The sequence below is a fragment of the Arthrobacter sp. Y3224055 genome (assembly GCF_059090825.1).
The window spans coordinates 1-17,382 of sequence record NZ_JBNHGB010000004.1 but is presented as its reverse complement, the minus strand read 5'-3'; the positions used below and the strand labels follow the sequence as shown (position 1 = coordinate 17,382).

Sequence of the window (17,382 nt, the reverse complement as noted above, 5' to 3'; positions counted from 1 at the left end):
ACGTTGAGCCATGTCCTCCTCACAGAGCGCCGACCTGATCCTGCACCCCGTACGCCTGCGGATCGTCCAGACGCTGCTGGGCAACCGTGCGCTGACCACGGCGGAGATCTCCGCCGAACTCCCCGACATTCCCACCGCGACGCTTTACCGGCACATAAGCACGCTCTCCAAGGCCGGCGTGCTGGCGGTGGCCCAGGAGAGACCGGTTCGCGGCACCACCGAACGTACCTTTCGACTGGACGTAGCCAGGAGTTCAGTGGCCGAGGACGATCTGGCGTCCATGACGGCCGATGACCACCGGCGCGGCTTCATGGCCTTTGCGGCCGGGCTGCTGGGTGCCTTCGACCAATACATCTCCGGGGGGAATCCGGACTTCGTGCGCGACGGGGCCGGTTACCGGCAGACCGCCCTCTGGATGACGGACGAAGAGTTCGAGGATTTCACCTCCGCCATCAGGGCTGCCGCAGAGAAGGTGGCGGCCAACGGCCCTGAGGAGGGGCGGCACCGCCGTTTGTTCTCCACGGTCCTCATCCCGGCGGATCCGCCCGCCTGACCGAGTGCCCGCCTGTCGGCCGGGCCCGCACCGGGAGCAACGTCCACATCGGCGGCACATGGGCGGGAGGAGACGGCGGCGTCGTCGGCTGGCTATGAAAGGAGGCAGCGATGCCGGCGACACCCTGGCGAACGGGGGCATCGCCGTCGTGATGACCCCGAGAGGGCGGGCCGGCGTTACGCGTCCCAGCAGAGGCAGAAGGGGTGTCCGGCGGGGTCGGCGTACACCTGGAACCCCGAGGCGGACGCCGGGTCATCGGCCGGCTTCAGCAGCTTGGCACCCAGGGACGTCGCCTGTTCATGGGCGGCCGCGAGATCGTCTATGTAGAGGTCCAGGTGGATCTGCTGCGGCGTCCCGTCCGGCCAGTCGGGCGGAGTGTGGTTGGGCGCAAGCTGGAATCCCAGCCGCGATTCGCCGTCCACCATGACCGTGTGCCAGTCGTCTTCGGCCTCGACCGTCCCGTCCAAGAGGCCGGCCCAGAAGGTGCTCTCCGCCGCGAGGTCGGCGGCGTCGAACACGATGATCTGTCTGCTGATTTTCATGCGGTCATCCTGCCACTGAGCCGAAGTTGCGTCCATGGTTGGCGGGGATGCGCCTGTTTCCCCGGCGGGTTCCCCCACGAGTGGTTCGCGCCTTTGTTACGGCAGATTGTCATTCCGCCTTTGTTACGGGTCATTATTACGGGCAGTTTGCCGGAAGCCCCGCCCGTGCCGTTTAGTTGGTGGTGACCATCCCGAGCGGCCGAGAGACCTGGATCGACGACGCCGCAGCAACCCTGGTCACCGGAAGCCCACCCAGGCTGCCGGTGATAACGAGGTGACAAGCCACGGGTACGGCCGGCGATTGCCGGGCCGCACGGCTTGATCCGTAGGGTGCTACTGCCAGGATCGATGGAGTGATCCCATGACTGCAGTACTGTCGTCGTCCCGCCACGCGGCTCCCGTTGCCGCTGCACCCGCGGCCCGTTCCGACTCCGCGCTGGCCGTTTCCTTTCGCGCCCTGAACCGCACGTTCGGCACGGGAGAACAGGCCCACACCGTGCTGCGCGACGTGAACTTCGAGGTCCGTCCCGGCGAGGTGCTGGCCATCCTGGGCCCGTCAGGCTGCGGCAAGTCCACCTTGCTCCGCGCCACCGCAGGCCTCGACGCGCCCAGCGCCGGCGCGGTGGAAATCGACGGCACTCCGGTCCAGGGCATCGACTCCCGCTGCGCCGTCGCGTTCCAGGAACCCCGGCTGCTGCCGTGGCACACCCTGCAGGCCAACGTGGCCATCGGCCTGCCCAAGAGCTCCAGCGCCAAGCAGGGCAAGTCCAAGGTCGCCCGGCTGCTGGACCTGGTCGGGCTGGCCGCCTTCGCCAAGCACCGGCCGCGCGAGGTCTCCGGCGGCATGGCCCAGCGGGCATCCCTGGCCCGGGCCTTGGCCCGCAATCCGGGCGTGCTGCTGCTGGACGAACCGTTCGGCGCGCTGGACGCGCTGACCCGGATCAAGATGCAGGACCTGCTGCTCGATATCCACGCGGCGGAACCCACCACTGTGTTGCTGGTGACCCACGACGTGGACGAGGCCCTGCAACTGGCGGACAGGATCATCGTGCTTGGCACGGAAGAGGGCCGCGAGGACGACGGCGCCACGATCGTGCGCACCGTCGACGTTCCCGGCAGCCGCCCGCGGGACCGCGGTTCGGTCGAGTTGGCCCGAATGCGCCGCTCGCTCCTCGAAAGCCTCGGCGTCGACGGCCATTAGGGCCGCCCTCGCCACCCACAAATCACGCAATGCCCGGGCCGTTCGCGCCCGAAAGTCATCCGTAGCGGAATTTCTCCTGTTCCGCACCCCATCCAAAGGAACCACCATGTCTCTTGCCAGCCGATTCTCCCGCCGCCCGCTCCTCGGCGCTGCCGCCGTTGCCGCCACCGCCTCGCTGGCCCTGACCGGCTGCGTTGCCGGTGAGGATTCCGAAGCCACCGCGGCCCAAGGCGGCGGCGATGGCGTGCTCAACATCGACTTCGCCACCTACAACCCGCTGAGCCTGGTCATCAAGGAAAAGGGCTGGCTGGAGGCCACCCTGGCCGACGACGGCGTCGAGGTGAACTGGGTGCAGTCGGCCGGTTCCAACAAGGCCAACGAGGCGCTGCGGTCCGGAGCGGTCGACGTCGGCTCCACCGCCGGTTCCGCGGCGCTGCTGGCCCGCGCCAACGGCTCGCCGATCAAGACCATCAGCCTCTACTCGCAGCCGGAATGGGCCGCACTCGTGGCGCTGCCCGACTCCGGCATCGAGTCCGTCGAGGACCTCAAGGGCAAGTCCGTGGCCGCCACCAAGGGCACCGACCCCTACTTCTTCCTGCTCCAGTCGCTGGAAGAGGCCGGCCTCTCCGCCGACGACGTCACCGTGGAGAACCTGCAGCACGCCGACGGTTTGACCGCGCTGAAGCAGGGCTCGGTCGACGCCTGGTCCGGCCTGGATCCGATCATGGCCGGCGCAGAAGAGGACGGCGCCGAGCTGTTCTACCGGAACCTGGACTTCAACACCTACGGCTTCCTGAACGCCACCGAGTCCTTCCTGGAGGAGGAGCCGGAGGTCGCCCAGGCCGTGGTGAACGCGTACGAGAAGGCCCGCGCCTGGGCCGCCGAGAACCCGGAGGAAACGGCTCAGATCCTGGCCGATGTTGCCGGACTGGACCTCGAGGTTGCCACCAAGGTGATCACCGAGCGCAGCAACCTGGACGTTAAAGCGGCCCCGGGCGAGAAGCAGCGCGCCGTGCTGGCGAAGGTCGGGCCGGCATTCGTCGAGACCGGCGACGTGAAGAGCCAGGCCGACATCGACGAGGCCCTCGCCACCCTGCTCGACGATTCGCTGGTGAAGCAGGCCGATCCGTCGGCCATCAAGGAATCCTGATGACGCACCTCGGCAATCCCGGCGCCTCCGGCGCCAGCATTTACGCCACCAGTCAGGACGGCCTCGCGGCCACCGGCGTCCTCAAAACCGCGGGCGCGCCCCGGCCGGAACAGGACGGCCCCTCGACCGAGCGCTCCCCCGCCAACGGATGGTCCCCGACCGGGGTGCTCGGCAACGGCTGGGCCCGCCTGCTACTTGGCCTGCTGCTGCCCGCCGCCCTGCTCGCTGCCTGGCAGTGGAGCACCTCCGCCGGCCTGTTCAGCTCGGTCCAACTGCCTGCTCCTGCGGCGGTCGTCGAGGCCGCCGTCGACCTGATCCAGCGCGGCGAACTGGCGCAGCACGTGGCCATTTCCACCCAGCGCGTGCTCCTGGGCTTCGCTTTTGGCGCCGCCCTCGGCCTGGTCTTCGGCGCGCTGATCGGGCTGTCCAGGGTTGCCGATGTGCTGCTCTCCCCCACCATCGGGGCGCTCCGCGCGGTGCCGTCGCTGGCGTGGGTGCCGCTGCTGATCCTGTGGATGAAGATCGGCGAGGACTCCAAGGTCACGCTGATCCTGATCGGTGCGTTCTTCCCCGTGTTCACCACCGTCTCGCTGGCCCTGCGCCACGTGGACAAGAACCTGGTGGAAGCCGGCCGCGCGTTCGGGCTCAAGGGCGTGAAGCTGCTGACCACCGTGCAGCTGCCGGCCGTGGTGCCCGCCGTGTTCTCCGGGCTGCGGCTGGCGCTGGCACAGGCCTGGCTGTTCCTGGTGGCGGCGGAACTGATCGCCTCCTCCATGGGCCTGGGATTCCTGCTCACGGATTCGCAAAACAACGGCCGCACCGACCGGCTGCTGCTGGCCATCGTCCTGTTGGCCATCATCGGCAAGATCACCGACGCGCTCCTGGGAGTCGCGGAGAAATGGGCAGTCAAGAGATGGGCATAGAAGTAGCCGAAACCGCCGGCGGCCGCCGCGCCGCTGGGAGCACCGCCGTCGTCGGTCAGGAAGGCCCGGCGCCGTACCGCGACCGGGTGACCGAGTGGCCGGAGCCGCAGACCGAGGCCGAGCGGATAGCGTTCTGGGAGCGCGCGGCGGCCCGGCTTCAGTGGGCCGAGCCGTGGCACACCGCGCACTCCGCCACCCCGGTGGACACCGCCGCGCGGCGGGGCCCGGAGCTGCGCTGGTTCGACGGCGGAACGCTGAACGCCGCGGTCAACTGCGCCGACCGGCACGTCGAAGCCGGCTTGGGCGACAAGGTGGCGCTGCATTTCGAGGGCGAGCCCGGCGACCGCCGGACGGTGACCTACCGTGAGCTGCAGGAGCTGGTCTCGCAGGCCGCCAACGCGCTGCTGGCGCTGGGCGTCGGCAAGGGCGACCGCGTGGTCATCTACCTGCCGGTGCTGGTGGAAACCGTGGTGATCACGCTGGCTTGCGCGCGGATCGGGGCGGTGCACTCGCTGGTCTTCGGCGGCTTCTCCGCGGAGGCCCTGAAGTTCCGGGTGGAGGACACCGGCGCCAAGCTGTTGGTCACCACCGACGGCCAGTACCGCCGCGGCACCGCCGTCCCGGTCAAGGCCAACGCCGACGCGGCCGTCGCCGGCGAGAACGCGATCGAGCACGTGCTGGTGATCAACCGCACCGGCCACACGGACATCAACTGGGTGGAAGGCCGCGATGTGTGGTGGCACGACGTCGTCGAGACCCAGCCGCGCGTGCACGAGGCCGAGGCGTTCGACGCCGAGACGCCGCTGTTCATCATGTACACCTCGGGCACCACCGGCCAGCCCAAGGGCCTGGTCCACACGACCGGCGGCTACCTGACGCAGGCCTCGTTCAGCCACTCGTACCTGTTCAGCAACCCGGATCCGGACTCGCGCGAGGCCGACGTGCACTGGTGCACCGCTGACCTGGCCTGGGTCACGGCGCACACCTACGAGATCTACGGTCCGCTGAGCAACGGCGTCACGCAGGTGATCTACGAGGGCGTGCCGAACGCCCCGCACCCCGGCCGGCACTTCGAGGTCATCGAGCGCTACGGCGTGACCAGCTACTACACCGCGCCCACGCTGGTCCGGTCGCTGATGGGCTGGTTCCCCGACGGCATTCCGGCCGAGTACGACCTCAGTTCCATCCGCATGTGCGGCACGGTGGGCGAGGCCGTGAACCCGGAGGCCTGGCGCTGGCTGCGCACCCAGGTGGGGCGGGATTCGCTGGTCGCCGGGGACCCGTCGTCGGGCGTGCCGATGGTGGATACCTGGTGGCAGTCGGAGACCGGGGCCACCGTGCTCTCGCCGCGCCAGACCGATGCGTCCTTCAAGCCCGGCTGCGCCACCCGCGCCCTGCCGGGGCTGGCCACGGACATCGTGGACGACGGCGGCGCCCGGGTGGGTGCCGGCGAGCAGGGCAACATTGTGGTCACCAGCACCGGGCCGGCGATGGCCCGGACGGTGTGGCGCAACCCGGAACGCTACTTCACGTCCTACTGGGAAAAGTACGCGGCGCAGGGCTGGTTCCTGGCCGGCGACGGGGCCCGCTTCGACGCCGACGGCGACACCTGGATCCTGGGCCGGACGGACGACGTCATCAACATCTCGGGGCACCGGCTGTCCACGATCGAGATCGAGTCCGCATTGGTCTCACACCCGGCGGTGGTGGAGGCCGGCGTCTGCCCGACCTACGACGCCAAAACCGGGCATGCCGCCACGGCTTTCGTGGTGCCGCGCGACAAGTCGCTGATCGGGACGAGGGTTGCGGGGCTAACGGCCGCGGAGGCCGCGGGGGCCGGGCAGACCTACGGGCAGTCGGGTGCCGGCCGGACCGCCGGAACGGCGACGGCCGAGCAGGCGGCGGAAGCTGCGGAGCGGGCAGCGGCGATTGCGGCCTTGCGGGACCACGTGGCCACGCAAATCGGGCCGATCGCCAAGCCCCGCGACGTGGTGTTTGTGCCCGACGTGCCCAAGACCCGCAGCGGAAAGATCATGCGCCGGCTGCTGACCCAGTTGTTCGAGGGGACGGAGCTGGGCGACACCACCAGCCTGCAGAACGAACCGTGCATCGCCCAGATCCAGGCCATCTGCGACGCACGGTAAAGTTTTCTGCACTCTTATCCGCCGTGCCACCGAGGCCGGCCAAAACTCCCCAAGTTTTGGCCGGCCGCTTGGCGTCACCGGCCGTTCGCTCCCACGTCTCAGCGGAGGCTCACGACGTTTCTCCTAGTCAGGGCGATATGACCCTTCCGAAACGAGGGAAGTTAGTCCTATACGTGGGAGCGAACCAGGCTGGTCCATCAGGCCGACCTCCGCAGCATCGTCAAGACCTCCGCGACAACGCGTTCCGGCGCGAAGACCAAGTCTTCGTAAACGTATCTAAGGGTAGGCAGCCCACTGAGCATGCCCGCATTGTTCCGTCTCCGGTCTTTGAGGAAGGTCGCGCGATCCCAGTGGAAACGAATCCGTCCAGCTCAATGATGAGACGGCCTTCCACCAGCAAGTCCACCCGCCCGAGCCCCCGGATCAGCACCTGTGTTTCCACGTGGAGCCCGGCAGCGCGAAAGAGTTCCCGGGCAATGACCTCCAACGGCGAGTCGGCGTCATGGCCTATGCCCTGCACCAACTGCCGCCGCAAGCTGTTTCGTGTTCCCGGCAGACGATCCATAAGCTCTGCCTTCGAAACCCGTCTTAGGCGTACCGCTGACTCGGCTATAACCAGCGCCTCCAAGCGCGGCCGGCAGCGGATTGCGTGCAGCACACAATCCAGGGTCCCTACGTAACCCCACCTCCCCTCGGCTGCGAGCCTGCCACGGTGCTTGATCACGGTCTCAGGTTGTCTGCCATGATCCGTCCAGAGATGCAATTGGGGCGGGTCTTTCACTGTCCAGAGTCCCAGCTCCCCGGCGGCCGAGACGCACGTGATGAGCCCGCCAGCCATCATCGCGATGCGCAGATCGGCATCCGCATTGGCAGTGCCTACTAGCCCCCGTCGAAGGGACGTCACGGCGCCCGACGCGATGGCCACCTTGATCGCATCCGGTCCGATGCCCGCCCTGCGCAGGTCCTTGACGAGGGCTGCTCCTCCTCTTTTCGCCACCCAGCCGGCGATCATTTCGGGACTCTGCATGTAATCGAGGATGACCGCACCCTTCGGCCGCCACCACTGCCGGCCCGAAATTGTGGACATCGGATGACCAGCAATGAGTAGCGGCCGCCGAAGACCTGCGAACGGACTGCGTCGCGCGCACCGAAGGCTTCGCGGCCCAGTTGAGTGCGCCAGTCCTCCGGCGGGGCGGCGAGAGGCTTCCGGCTCGGCGTGGACCTGCCTAATCCTGCCCCAGGGCGCGCACCAGCGAGTCGAACCGCTCGTTGGCGGCCAGGTCCTCGATCAGGACCGACGCCCCGTCGTGCCCGGCCAGCGGGATCCGCCAGTTCGGGTATTCGTCCGCGGTGCCCGGCTGGTTCTGGGTTCGAAGCTCCCCCACCGCGTCCGTGAGCGCAACGCCCAGCAGCACCGACGGGGTCTGCGTGATGAACGCGTGCAGCGCCTCGACGGTGCGTTGTTCGGCGGCGGGGCCGGCGCCGTCGTCGTGCTGTGGCGCGGCCGGCACCCGCGAGCGCACCGTGGAGAGCACTGCCTCTTGGGCTGCCTGGTCCAAAGCCCGTTCCTCCTCCACGGGCCGGTTCAGCAGGCCCAGCGATTCACGCAACTCCACGTGCTTGCCCGCCAGGTAGCCGGCGGTAGGCGGCAGGTCGTGCGTGGTGACGCTGGTCAGGCAGGATCGGCGGTAGCGCTCGGGTGCGCGGGGGCTGCCGTCCTCGTACTCAAACCACAGGATGGAGGTCCCCAGGATGCCGCGCTCGGCCAGGTAGTCCTGCACGCCCGGCTCGAACACCCCGAGGTCTTCACCAATAACGACGACGCCGGCCCGTTCCGCTTCCAGGGCGAGGATGCCGATCAAGGCCTCGTGATCGTAGTAAACGTAGGCGCCTTCGCCGGGAGGGCTGCCGGCGGGGATCCACCAGAGCCGGAACAGCCCGAGGATATGGTCCACCCGGATGCCACCGGCGTGCCGCAGGATGGTCCGCAGCATGTCCCGGTAGGCAACGTAGCCGGATTCGGCCAGGCGGTGCGGATGCCACGGGGGCTGTGACCAGTCCTGGCCCTGTTGGTTGAACATGTCCGGCGGCGCGCCCACGGAGATGCCGGGGGTCAGCACATCCTGCAACGTCCAGGCGTCGGCGCCGGTGGGATGGACGCCGACGGCGAGATCGTGCACTATCCCGATGTTCATTCCCGCATCGAGGGCGCTGGCCTGCGCCGCCTCGAGCTGCTCGTCGCACAGCCACTGCAGCCATTGATGGAACTCGATGCGGTCCTTCAGCTCGCTGCGCTGCGCTTCGATGAACACGGCATTCGACCACTCCGGTGCCCCGGCCGGAACAGTTTCGGCCATGGCACACCACAGGGCAAAGCGCTCCAGCCCCTCGCCTTCCTGCGCGCGGAAGGCCTCGAACCGCTGCTGGCGTTCCGCGGACCGGGGCACAGCGAAGACCGTTTCCAGCGCCTGCAGCTTGGCCGCAAAGACCGGGTCGCGGTCCAGGATGCCGGCGTCCAGGTTCGCGTCGTGGAAGTTGTTGGCCAGCGGGATGCCGCTGGCTTCGGGCACGTCCTCGACCCGCAGGTACAGCGGATTGACGAACCGGCGCGTGGAGGGCAGGTAGGGCGAGGGCTCCACCGGCGGTTTCGGCTGGGCCGCGTGCAGCGGGTTGATCAGGACGAAGCCCGCGCCCTTTGCGGCAGCCGTCTCGGCGAGGCTGGCCAGGTCATGCAGGTCGCCGATGCCCCAGGAGGACCGCGAGCGCACGGAGTACAGCTGTGCCATCAACCCCCACGTGCGGGGCAGGCGGTCCGCGGTGGTCAGGCGCCGCGGGGTGACCACGAGGGCGCACCGCGCCTCGCTGTCGGTTGGCTCCGGGGCCGCGCCGGTTCCGGGCTCCATCGATTCCGACCGGTCCGGGGCCGCGCCGGTCCCGGCCTGCATCACCTCCGGCATTTCCGGGGCCGCGCCGGTCCCGGCCTCCATCGGCTCGGACCGCTCCACGACCTCCAGCGTGTGCCAGCCCAGCGGGATGTCCGCCGGCACCACCGCCGTGAAACGAACAGGCGGGGCACCTTCCGCATCCTCCGACCCGCCGGCCAGCACCTCGACGTCGCGCCGGGAGCCGTCCTCCAGCAGGATCCGGACCCGCGGACGGACGCCGCGCCGCGCATTGACCGGAACCTCGGTGGCAGTGCCTTGGCGGACGACGACGGCGGGCGGCAGCGTGCGCTGCACCGGTGCCAGTTCAGCGGCCCGGAGGGAAGCCGTCACGTCGTCGTCGGTGGCACAGGGGACGCCCAGCGCGGTGAGGACGGAAACCAGCGTTGCCTCACTGACTGTTTTCTCGCCGCCATCCCAGCCGCGGAAGGTAATGCCAACGCCATGTTTCCCCGCGAGGCGCTGCAGCGCCGAAAGTTCAGCCATAGACCCAATCTACGGTGATCTGTCCGGACCCGGGAACGTTCGTCACGCCGGTACGGCGAATATCGTGGCCCCGACGCGCGGCGAGAACCGCCGTCGTGCCGGGCATTCGCAGGTCGGACAAACAGCGAGGCGTCGTCCGCAATTCCGAACGTCCAAAGCGTTCGCGAGGCCGGGCGGCGAAGGCGAGCACCGCCGTCGTGCCGGGCCGCCGCAAGCCCGGGCAACCGCACGGCGTGCCGCCTCAGGGCCCGGGCGCCCACAGCCCGGACGCAACGCGGCTCAACATTTTTTGGTGCCGCGGCCGTTGGTTGCGAGAATGGACGGGACCATCCCGAGCGGTTGAGAGATCTGGCTCTTTGACACCGCAGCAACCATCCGGACGCCACCGGAAAGGTGCTACCGCCAGAAGCGATGGAGAGAGCGCAAGCAATCTTTGATCCGGACGGTGCCTGCACGGTACCGCCAGGACCGTCATTCCGGGAACCCAAGTTTTGAAGGAGCAACCGCCTGATGGCTGAACGCACATTCGGTTTCCGCACCCGTGCCCTGCACGCCGGCGGCACGCCCGACGCCGAGCACGGTGCCCGGGCCGTACCGATCTACCAGAGCACCTCGTTCGTGTTCAAAGACACCGACGACGCCGCGAACCTCTTCGCGCTGCAGAAGTACGGCAACATCTACTCGCGCATTGGCAACCCGACGGTCGCCGCGTTCGAGGAGCGCATCGCCTCGCTCGAGGGCGGCATCGGCGCGGTGGCCACGTCCTCGGGCATGGCCGCCGAGTTCATCACCTTCGCGGCCTTGGCCGGGGCGGGCGACCACATCGTGGCCTCGTCCAAGCTCTACGGCGGCACCATCACCCAGCTGGACGTGACGCTGCGCCGGTTCGGCGTGGAGACCACGTTCGTCGACTCCAACGACCCGGCCGACTTCGCCGCGGCCATCGGGGAGAACACCAAGGCCGTCTACACCGAGATCGTGGCCAACCCGTCCGGCGACATCGCGGACCTCGCCGGCTTGGCCGCGGTGGCGCACGACGCCGGGCTCCCCCTGGTCGTGGACGCCACCTTGAGCACGCCCTACCTGATCCGCCCGATCGAGCACGGCGCGGACATCGTGATCCACTCCGCCACCAAGTTCCTGGGCGGCCACGGCACCACGCTGGGCGGCGTCGTCGTCGAATCCGGCCGTTTCAACTGGGGCAACGGCAAGTTTCCGCAGATGACCGAGCCGGTGCCCAGCTACGGCAACGTGTCCTGGTGGGGCAACTTCGGCGAGTACGGCTTCCTCACGAAGCTCCGGTCCGAGCAGCTGCGCGACATCGGCCCGTCGCTGTCGGCACAGTCCGCGTTCCAGCTGCTGCAGGGCGTGGAGACGCTGGCGCAGCGGATGGACGAGCACCTGGCCAACGCCCGCACCGTGGCCGAGTGGCTGGAAGCCGACGAGCGCGTCTCCTGGGTCAGCTACGCCGGCCTGCCCGCGCACCCGCACTACGAGCGGGGCCGGAAGTACCTGCCCAAGGGCGTGGGCTCCGTGTTCAGCTTCGGCGTCAAGGGCGGCCGCACCGCAGGCCAGAAGTTCATCGAATCGCTGCAGCTGGCCAGCCACCTGGCCAACATCGGCGACGCCCGCACCCTGGTGCTGCACCCGGGATCGACCACCCACCAGCAGCTCACCGCCGACCAGCTGGTGGCTGCCGGCGTGCCCGAGGACCTGATCCGCATCTCCGTGGGTCTGGAAGACGTGGACGACATTCTCTGGGATTTGGACCAGGCGCTGGCCGCCTCGCAGCAGGCCGGCGCCGAGCACGGTCCCAGCCGCGACCATGAGGACGCCGCGTTCGACAGCTCCGAGTTCGCCTCGCCCAGCTATGCCGGCGAGTCGTGCACGATCCCGGCGGAGCGCTCCCCCCGGACAGAGCCCGGAACGCGCGTGGTCGAGTCCGTCGAAGAACTGATCGAAGCCGAAGAAGGAGCCGCCAAGTGACCGCGACACCGGAACGCACCTGGATCGGCCCGTCCGCCGCGGAGCGTCTGAACATCCTGCGCAACACCAAATCCATCGCCATTGTCGGTGCCTCGGACAAGCCGAGCCGGGCCAGCTACTTCGTGGCCACGTACCTGCTGTCCAGCTCGCCGTACAAGGTGTATTTCGTGAACCCGGTGGCGAAGGAGATCCTGGGCCAGCCGGTGTACAAGTCGCTGGCGGACCTGCCCGAGGTGCCGGATCTGGTGGACGTCTTCCGCAGGCACGACGACCTGCCCACCGTTCTGGAGGAAACCCTGGCCGTCGGCGCCAAGACGCTCTGGCTGCAGCTGGGCTCCTGGCACGAGGAGGTTGCGGCCCAGGCCGAGGCCGCCGGCTTGAACGTGGTGATGGACCGCTGCGTGAAGATCGAGCACGCCCGCTTCCACGGCGGCCTGCACCTGGCCGGCTTCGACACCGGGGTGATCTCCTCCAAGCGGCAGCTGACCGCCTAGAGGGCCTGCCGCCCCGAGGGCCTGCCGCCCCGCCCCTTGTCCCTCGGCCTTCCACGTGGAGGGCCGGGGGCAAGGGGCGGGTCTTTTCCTGCCCGGAAGTAGACGGAAAGAGCCTTCAAGGATTTCCCCAAGGTCCTCATCGGATGCTGTGGCCAGCCACACATCACTCGACTAGGGGGAGTCACCGTGTTTACTGCACCAACCGATCCACAACCGAGGAGGGGCACTGAACGTGCCGACAAGGGGAGGCCATCCTTCCCCCGGAAAGTCACGGCCGGGCTCGCCGCGCTGGTGCTGGGCGCGGGCGTGCTGCCCTCCGCCCTCGCCCCCGCGGCGTTGGCAGCGCCGGTAGGCCAAGGCCTGACCCTCAATGCCGGGGACATGCGGTTCATCCTGAAGCAAATCAAGATCGCGGAAAACCACGCCACCAAGGAAGACGCCGAGGGCAAACCCGTGCCGGGCCAGCCGCTCCTGGGCCCCGGCCCCAACCAAATAGCCAATCCGCTGCTGCCCTACGGGCTGCGCACGGTGGACGGGTCCGACAACAACCTGGTGCCCAACCAAGGGCACTTCGGCGCCGCCAGCCTGCCCTTCCCGCGGCTGGCAGAACCGGAATGGCGGACCACCGCCGGCGGGCAGTCGTACAAGTCGGTCAACGTTCCGATGATCCGGGACGCGGATCCGCGCTTCGTCAGCAACGTCATCGTGGACCAGACCTCCACCAATCCGGCCGCGATCGCAGCGGCCGGCAAGGCACACCGAACGGTGAACGACGGCCCCACGGCCGTCCCCTGCGACGACGAGGGGCTGCCCCTGAACTGTGTTCCCGACGGCGAGACACTCGACATCCCGAATGTCACCACCGACTTCGGGCTCTCGCCGCCCTACAACGGCTTTTTTGCCCTCTTCGGCCAGTTTTTCGACCACGGCATCGACTTCACCAAGAAGACCAGCAACGTCGTCATGATGCCGCTGGCCAAGGACGATCCGCTGTATGTTGAGGGCTCGCCCACGAACTTCATGCTGCTCAACCGGGCGGAGAACCAGCCCGGACCCGACGGCAAGCTCGGCACCGACGACGACGTCCAGGACGCCACGAACACGGACTCTCCGTGGGTCGACCAGAGCCAGACCTACTCGTCGAATCCGTCCCATCACGTCTTCCTCCGGGAGTACGAGCTTAACGAGGACGGCGACCCGGTCTCAACCGGCGAACTGGCCGAAGGCGAACCCGGCGGCATGGCCACCTGGGCGGACATCAAGGCCCAGGCCGAATCCATGCTCGGCCTGAAGCTCTCCGACGCCGACGTCGTCAACATCCCGATGCTGGCCACCGACCAGTACGGGCGCTTCCTGCGCGGGCCCAACGGGCTGCCGCAGTACATCACGCAGGACAAGCAGTTCGTGGAAGGGAACCTGGAGAACCCCGTCGCGCCGCCGGCGGATGTCCAGCGGATCGGCATCGCGTTCCTGGACGACATCTCCCACTTCGCGGCGCCGTTCGACTCCCGCGGCGCGGCGCTGGCACCCGACGGGGACGACGGCATCACGCCCACCAGCGGCCGGCAGAACCCGGGCACCTACGACGACGAAATGCTCGACGCGCACTTCGTTGCCGGTGACGGCCGGGTGAACGAGAACATCGGCCTCACCGCCGTCCACCAGGTCTTCCACTCGGAGCACAACCGGCTGGTCACCTACATGGAAGAACTGCTGACGTCCCTGAACCTGGACCTGAACGAGTGGAAGCTGCCCAACGGCGAATGGAATGGGGAGCGCCTCTTCCAGGCCGCACGGTTCGTGACGGAGATGGAGTACCAGCACATCGTCTTCGAGGACTTCGCTCGCAAGATCCAGCCGGGCATCAATCCGTTCAACGTCTTCACCCAGTCGGACACGGCGATCGACCCGGCGATCGAGGCGGAGTTTGCCCACGCGACCTACCGGTTCGGTCACTCCATGCTGACGGACACCGTGGATCGGAAGACCAACAGCGGAGCCGACATCGGCCTCCCGCTGCTGGATGCGTTCCTGAATCCACCGGCCTACTACGCCAACGGAGACAGCACGATGACGCCCGAGCAGGCGGCAGGCGCGATCGCGATGGGCATGACCGACCAGGTGGGCGCAGAGCTCGACGAGTTCGTCACCGACACGCTGCGCAACAGCGTGCTCGGGCTGCCCCTGGACCTGGCCGCGCTCAACATCGCCCGCGGCCGGGAGACCGGCGTCCCGTCGCTGAACAATTTCCGCAAGGACCTCTACGCGAAGACCAGCGAGTCGTCCCTGAAGCCCTACAGCAGCTGGGTGGACTTCGGGCAGGCGCTGAAGCATCCAGATTCGGTGGTCAACTTTATGGCCGCTTACGGCACGCATCCCAGCATCACCGGGGCGACGAGCATCGAGGCCAAGCGCGCGGCGGCGCAGAAACTCTTCGACATGAGCCCCGACCCGGCGGCCGAAACTCCGGCCGATGCCTACGATTTCGTCAACAGCAACGGGGAGTGGGAGAACGACGGCGCCGCCTCCAGGACCGGTTTGGACACGGTCGATCTGTGGGTGGGGGGCCTGGCCGAAGCCCAGAATCTCTTCGGCGGGCTGCTCGGCTCCACCTTCAATTACATCTTCGAACGCCAGATGACGGACCTGCAGGACGGTGACCGTCTCTACTACCTGTCCCGCACCTCGGGCCTGAACCTGCGGGCCCAGCTCGAAGGCAACTCCATGGCCGAGCTGGTGATGCGCAATACCGACGCTTCCGCGCTCAAGGCCGACGTCTTCGGCGTCGCCGACTGTGAGTTCGAGATGGGCAACATCACCGGCACCACGGGCAACAATGTGGCCGATGATCCCGCCTCGGCCTGCGACGAGTCAGCACTGCTGCTCCGCATGGCGGACGGCACCATCCGCTACCGCGTCTCCAACAGCGTGGACCGCCCGGGCCTCAACGCCCAGGCGACCTACAACGGCAAGGACGATGCCGGCGGCGCAGACGGGACGGACCGGATCTGGGCCGGCGTCGACAACGACACCGTCTGGGGCAACGGCGGCAGTGACATCATCGAAGGCAACGACGGCGCCGACACCCTCCTGGGCGGCGCCGGCAACGATCGGATCACCGACTCCCACGGGGACGACGTGATCAAGGGCGGGCCGGGCAACGACGCGATGGACGCCGGTCCCGGACTCGACGTGATCATGTCCGGCGACGGAGACGACTTCTCCAACGGCGGACTCAACGGCAACCAGACCTTCGCCGGCGAGGGCAATGACCTCGTGATAGCCGGCGACGGACCGGACACGGTGTTCGGCGGCGGCGGCGATGACTGGCAAGAAGGCGGCAACGCGAACGACCTGCTCCAGGGCGACAGCGGTGCCCCGTTCTTCGACGACATCAACAACCCCGGCCACGACGTCCTCATCGGCGACAGCGGCGAGGACGACTACGATGCCGAGGGCGGTGACGACGTCATGGTCGCCGGTCCCGGGATCGAGCGCAATCACGGCGTCTACGGCTTCGACTGGGTGACCCACGCCCGGTCGGTCGAGGCAGCCGATTCCGATATGCGCATGATCGTCGTGGAGGGTCCGAACGCGCTCAAGGACCGGTTCCTGCTGGTCGAGGCCCTCTCCGGCTGGGACAAGGACGACGTCTTGCGCGGCGATGACGTGATTCCGGCCGAGCCCGACAACGAGGTGGCGGTCCCCGGCCTCAGCAATGTGCTGGACGCCGAGGGCATCAAGCGGATTACCGGCCTGGCCGAGCTGCTGCCCGCCGGTGCCACCGAGTTTGGCGCCGGCAACATCATCATCGGCGGCTCCGGGAGCGACCAGATCTGGGGCAACGGCGCGGATGACGTCATCGACGGCGACAAGTGGCTGAACGTGCGGCTCAGCGTACGCGACGCTCAGGGCGCTGAACTGCGGTCAGTCACCAGCCTGAAGACCATCCAGGCCGATATTATGGCCGGCCGGATCGACCCGGGCGACGTCGTCATCGTGCGGGAAATTCTCAACAGTGCGGCTTCGACCGACGTCGACACCGCCAACTTCTCCGGCGCGCTCGATGAATACGACATCACCACCGTCGACGGAGTCACGACCGTCGCGCACGTCCGCGGCGGCGGGGACGACGGCACCGACACCATCACCAATGTCGAGCGCCTCCGGTTTGCCGACCAGACCATCGAGCTGACGGATACCGAAGCCCCCACGGTGACGGACCGCGCTCCTGCTGACGGGGCAACCGGCGTGGCCGTCGGGGTCGACATCACGGCAACCTTCAGCGAGGACGTCCAGGGGATCTCCGGGACGACGGCCACGCTGACGGCCGCGGAAGCAACGGCACCGACCGCCGCCACCGTGACCTACGATCCGGTGACCCGAACGGCGACGCTCGACCCGGTGGCGGACCTGGCGATCGACACGGTCTACACCGTTGCGCTCACCAGCGGCATCCGGGACGCGGCGGGCAACCCACTCGCTGCCACCAGCTGGTCGTTCACCACTGCCGGACCGGCTCCATCGGTGACCGGGCGCAGCCCGGACGCGGACGCCACGAACGTGGCCACCAACAGCAACATCACCGCCACCTTCAGCGAACCGGTGACCGGAGTCGACGGCACCACCTTCCGGGTCACCAACGCGGCCGGCACGGCAGTGACCGCAACCGTCAGCTACGACGACGCGACCCGCACGGCTACCTTCGACCCCGCCAATCTGCTGGCCAACCGCACCTATACCGTGCAGCTGACCGGCGGCATCCGGGATCTGCAGGGCAATGCCCTGCCGGCCACTACGTGGAACTTCTCCACCGAGGCCGCACCGGTTATCACCGAACGGACGCCGGCGGCGAACGCCACCGACGTGGCCACCAACAGCAACATCACCGCCACGTTCAGCAAACCGGTCACCGGAGTCGACGGCACCACCTTCCGGGTCACCAACGCGGCCGGCACGGC

11 protein-coding genes and 1 riboswitch are annotated in these 17,382 nt (G+C 68.3%); of the genes, 8 read left to right on the top strand and 3 right to left on the bottom strand.

What is annotated here, in order from left to right:
- Positions 1 to 10: 10 nt before the first annotated feature.
- Positions 11 to 553 carry a helix-turn-helix domain-containing protein gene (locus AC5RTY_RS10660; protein WP_494024831.1) on the top strand — a complete coding sequence of 181 codons (543 nt, stop codon included), beginning with the start codon at positions 11 to 13 and terminating at the stop codon, positions 551 to 553.
- Positions 554 to 729: 176 nt separating this feature from the next.
- Here AC5RTY_RS10660 and AC5RTY_RS10655 read toward each other — a convergent pair whose 3' ends face one another.
- Entirely contained in the window at positions 730 to 1,095 is a 366-nt protein-coding gene (locus AC5RTY_RS10655; protein WP_494075887.1) for a VOC family protein, read from the bottom strand.
- Between the two features lie 361 nt (positions 1,096 to 1,456).
- On the opposite strand from AC5RTY_RS10655, the gene AC5RTY_RS10650 reads away from it, so the two are divergent.
- The 4 genes from AC5RTY_RS10650 (at position 1,457) to AC5RTY_RS10635 (ending at position 6,513) form a co-directional block, all read left to right on the top strand.
- Complete coding sequence (locus AC5RTY_RS10650; RefSeq protein WP_494139500.1) at positions 1,457 to 2,296, top strand: ABC transporter ATP-binding protein; 840 nt, start codon at positions 1,457 to 1,459, stop codon at positions 2,294 to 2,296.
- A gap of 106 nt (positions 2,297 to 2,402) precedes the next feature.
- Positions 2,403 to 3,446 carry an aliphatic sulfonate ABC transporter substrate-binding protein gene (locus AC5RTY_RS10645; protein WP_494139499.1) on the top strand — a complete coding sequence of 348 codons (1,044 nt, stop codon included), beginning with the start codon at positions 2,403 to 2,405 and terminating at the stop codon, positions 3,444 to 3,446.
- Positions 3,446 to 4,369: an ABC transporter permease gene (locus AC5RTY_RS10640; RefSeq protein ID WP_494139498.1), complete on the top strand. Its 924-nt coding sequence runs from the start codon at positions 3,446 to 3,448 to the stop codon at positions 4,367 to 4,369. Before AC5RTY_RS10645 ends, AC5RTY_RS10640 begins: the two co-directional genes overlap by 1 nt.
- Entirely contained in the window at positions 4,345 to 6,513 is a 2,169-nt protein-coding gene (locus tag AC5RTY_RS10635) for an acetate--CoA ligase (RefSeq protein WP_494139497.1), read from the top strand. Before AC5RTY_RS10640 ends, AC5RTY_RS10635 begins: the two co-directional genes overlap by 25 nt.
- Before the next feature lie 220 nt (positions 6,514 to 6,733).
- Here the strand turns inward: AC5RTY_RS10635 and AC5RTY_RS10630 are convergent, their stop codons facing one another.
- Complete coding sequence (locus AC5RTY_RS10630; protein ID WP_494139496.1) at positions 6,734 to 7,600, bottom strand: putative endonuclease domain-containing protein; 867 nt, start codon at positions 7,598 to 7,600, stop codon at positions 6,734 to 6,736.
- A gap of 139 nt (positions 7,601 to 7,739) precedes the next feature.
- Positions 7,740 to 9,941 (bottom strand): 4-alpha-glucanotransferase, encoded by a 2,202-nt coding sequence (malQ, locus tag AC5RTY_RS10625; RefSeq protein WP_494139495.1) that lies wholly within the window; start codon positions 9,939 to 9,941, stop codon positions 7,740 to 7,742.
- Between the two features lie 323 nt (positions 9,942 to 10,264).
- Positions 10,265 to 10,359, top strand: a riboswitch (SAM riboswitch).
- Between the two features lie 92 nt (positions 10,360 to 10,451).
- Between malQ and AC5RTY_RS10620 the strand changes: the two genes are divergently transcribed.
- The 3 genes from AC5RTY_RS10620 to AC5RTY_RS10610 form a co-directional block, all read left to right on the top strand.
- Entirely contained in the window at positions 10,452 to 11,927 is a 1,476-nt protein-coding gene (locus tag AC5RTY_RS10620) for an O-acetylhomoserine aminocarboxypropyltransferase/cysteine synthase family protein (RefSeq protein ID WP_494002028.1), read from the top strand.
- The gene (locus tag AC5RTY_RS10615) at positions 11,924 to 12,421 is read left to right on the top strand and encodes a CoA-binding protein (RefSeq protein ID WP_494002027.1); all 498 of its coding nucleotides are present in this window, start codon (positions 11,924 to 11,926) and stop codon (positions 12,419 to 12,421) included. Before AC5RTY_RS10620 ends, AC5RTY_RS10615 begins: the two co-directional genes overlap by 4 nt.
- A 186-nt stretch (positions 12,422 to 12,607) precedes the next feature.
- A partial coding sequence (locus AC5RTY_RS10610) for a peroxidase family protein (RefSeq protein WP_494139494.1) occupies positions 12,608 to 17,382 on the top strand: 4,775 nt, incomplete at its 3' end.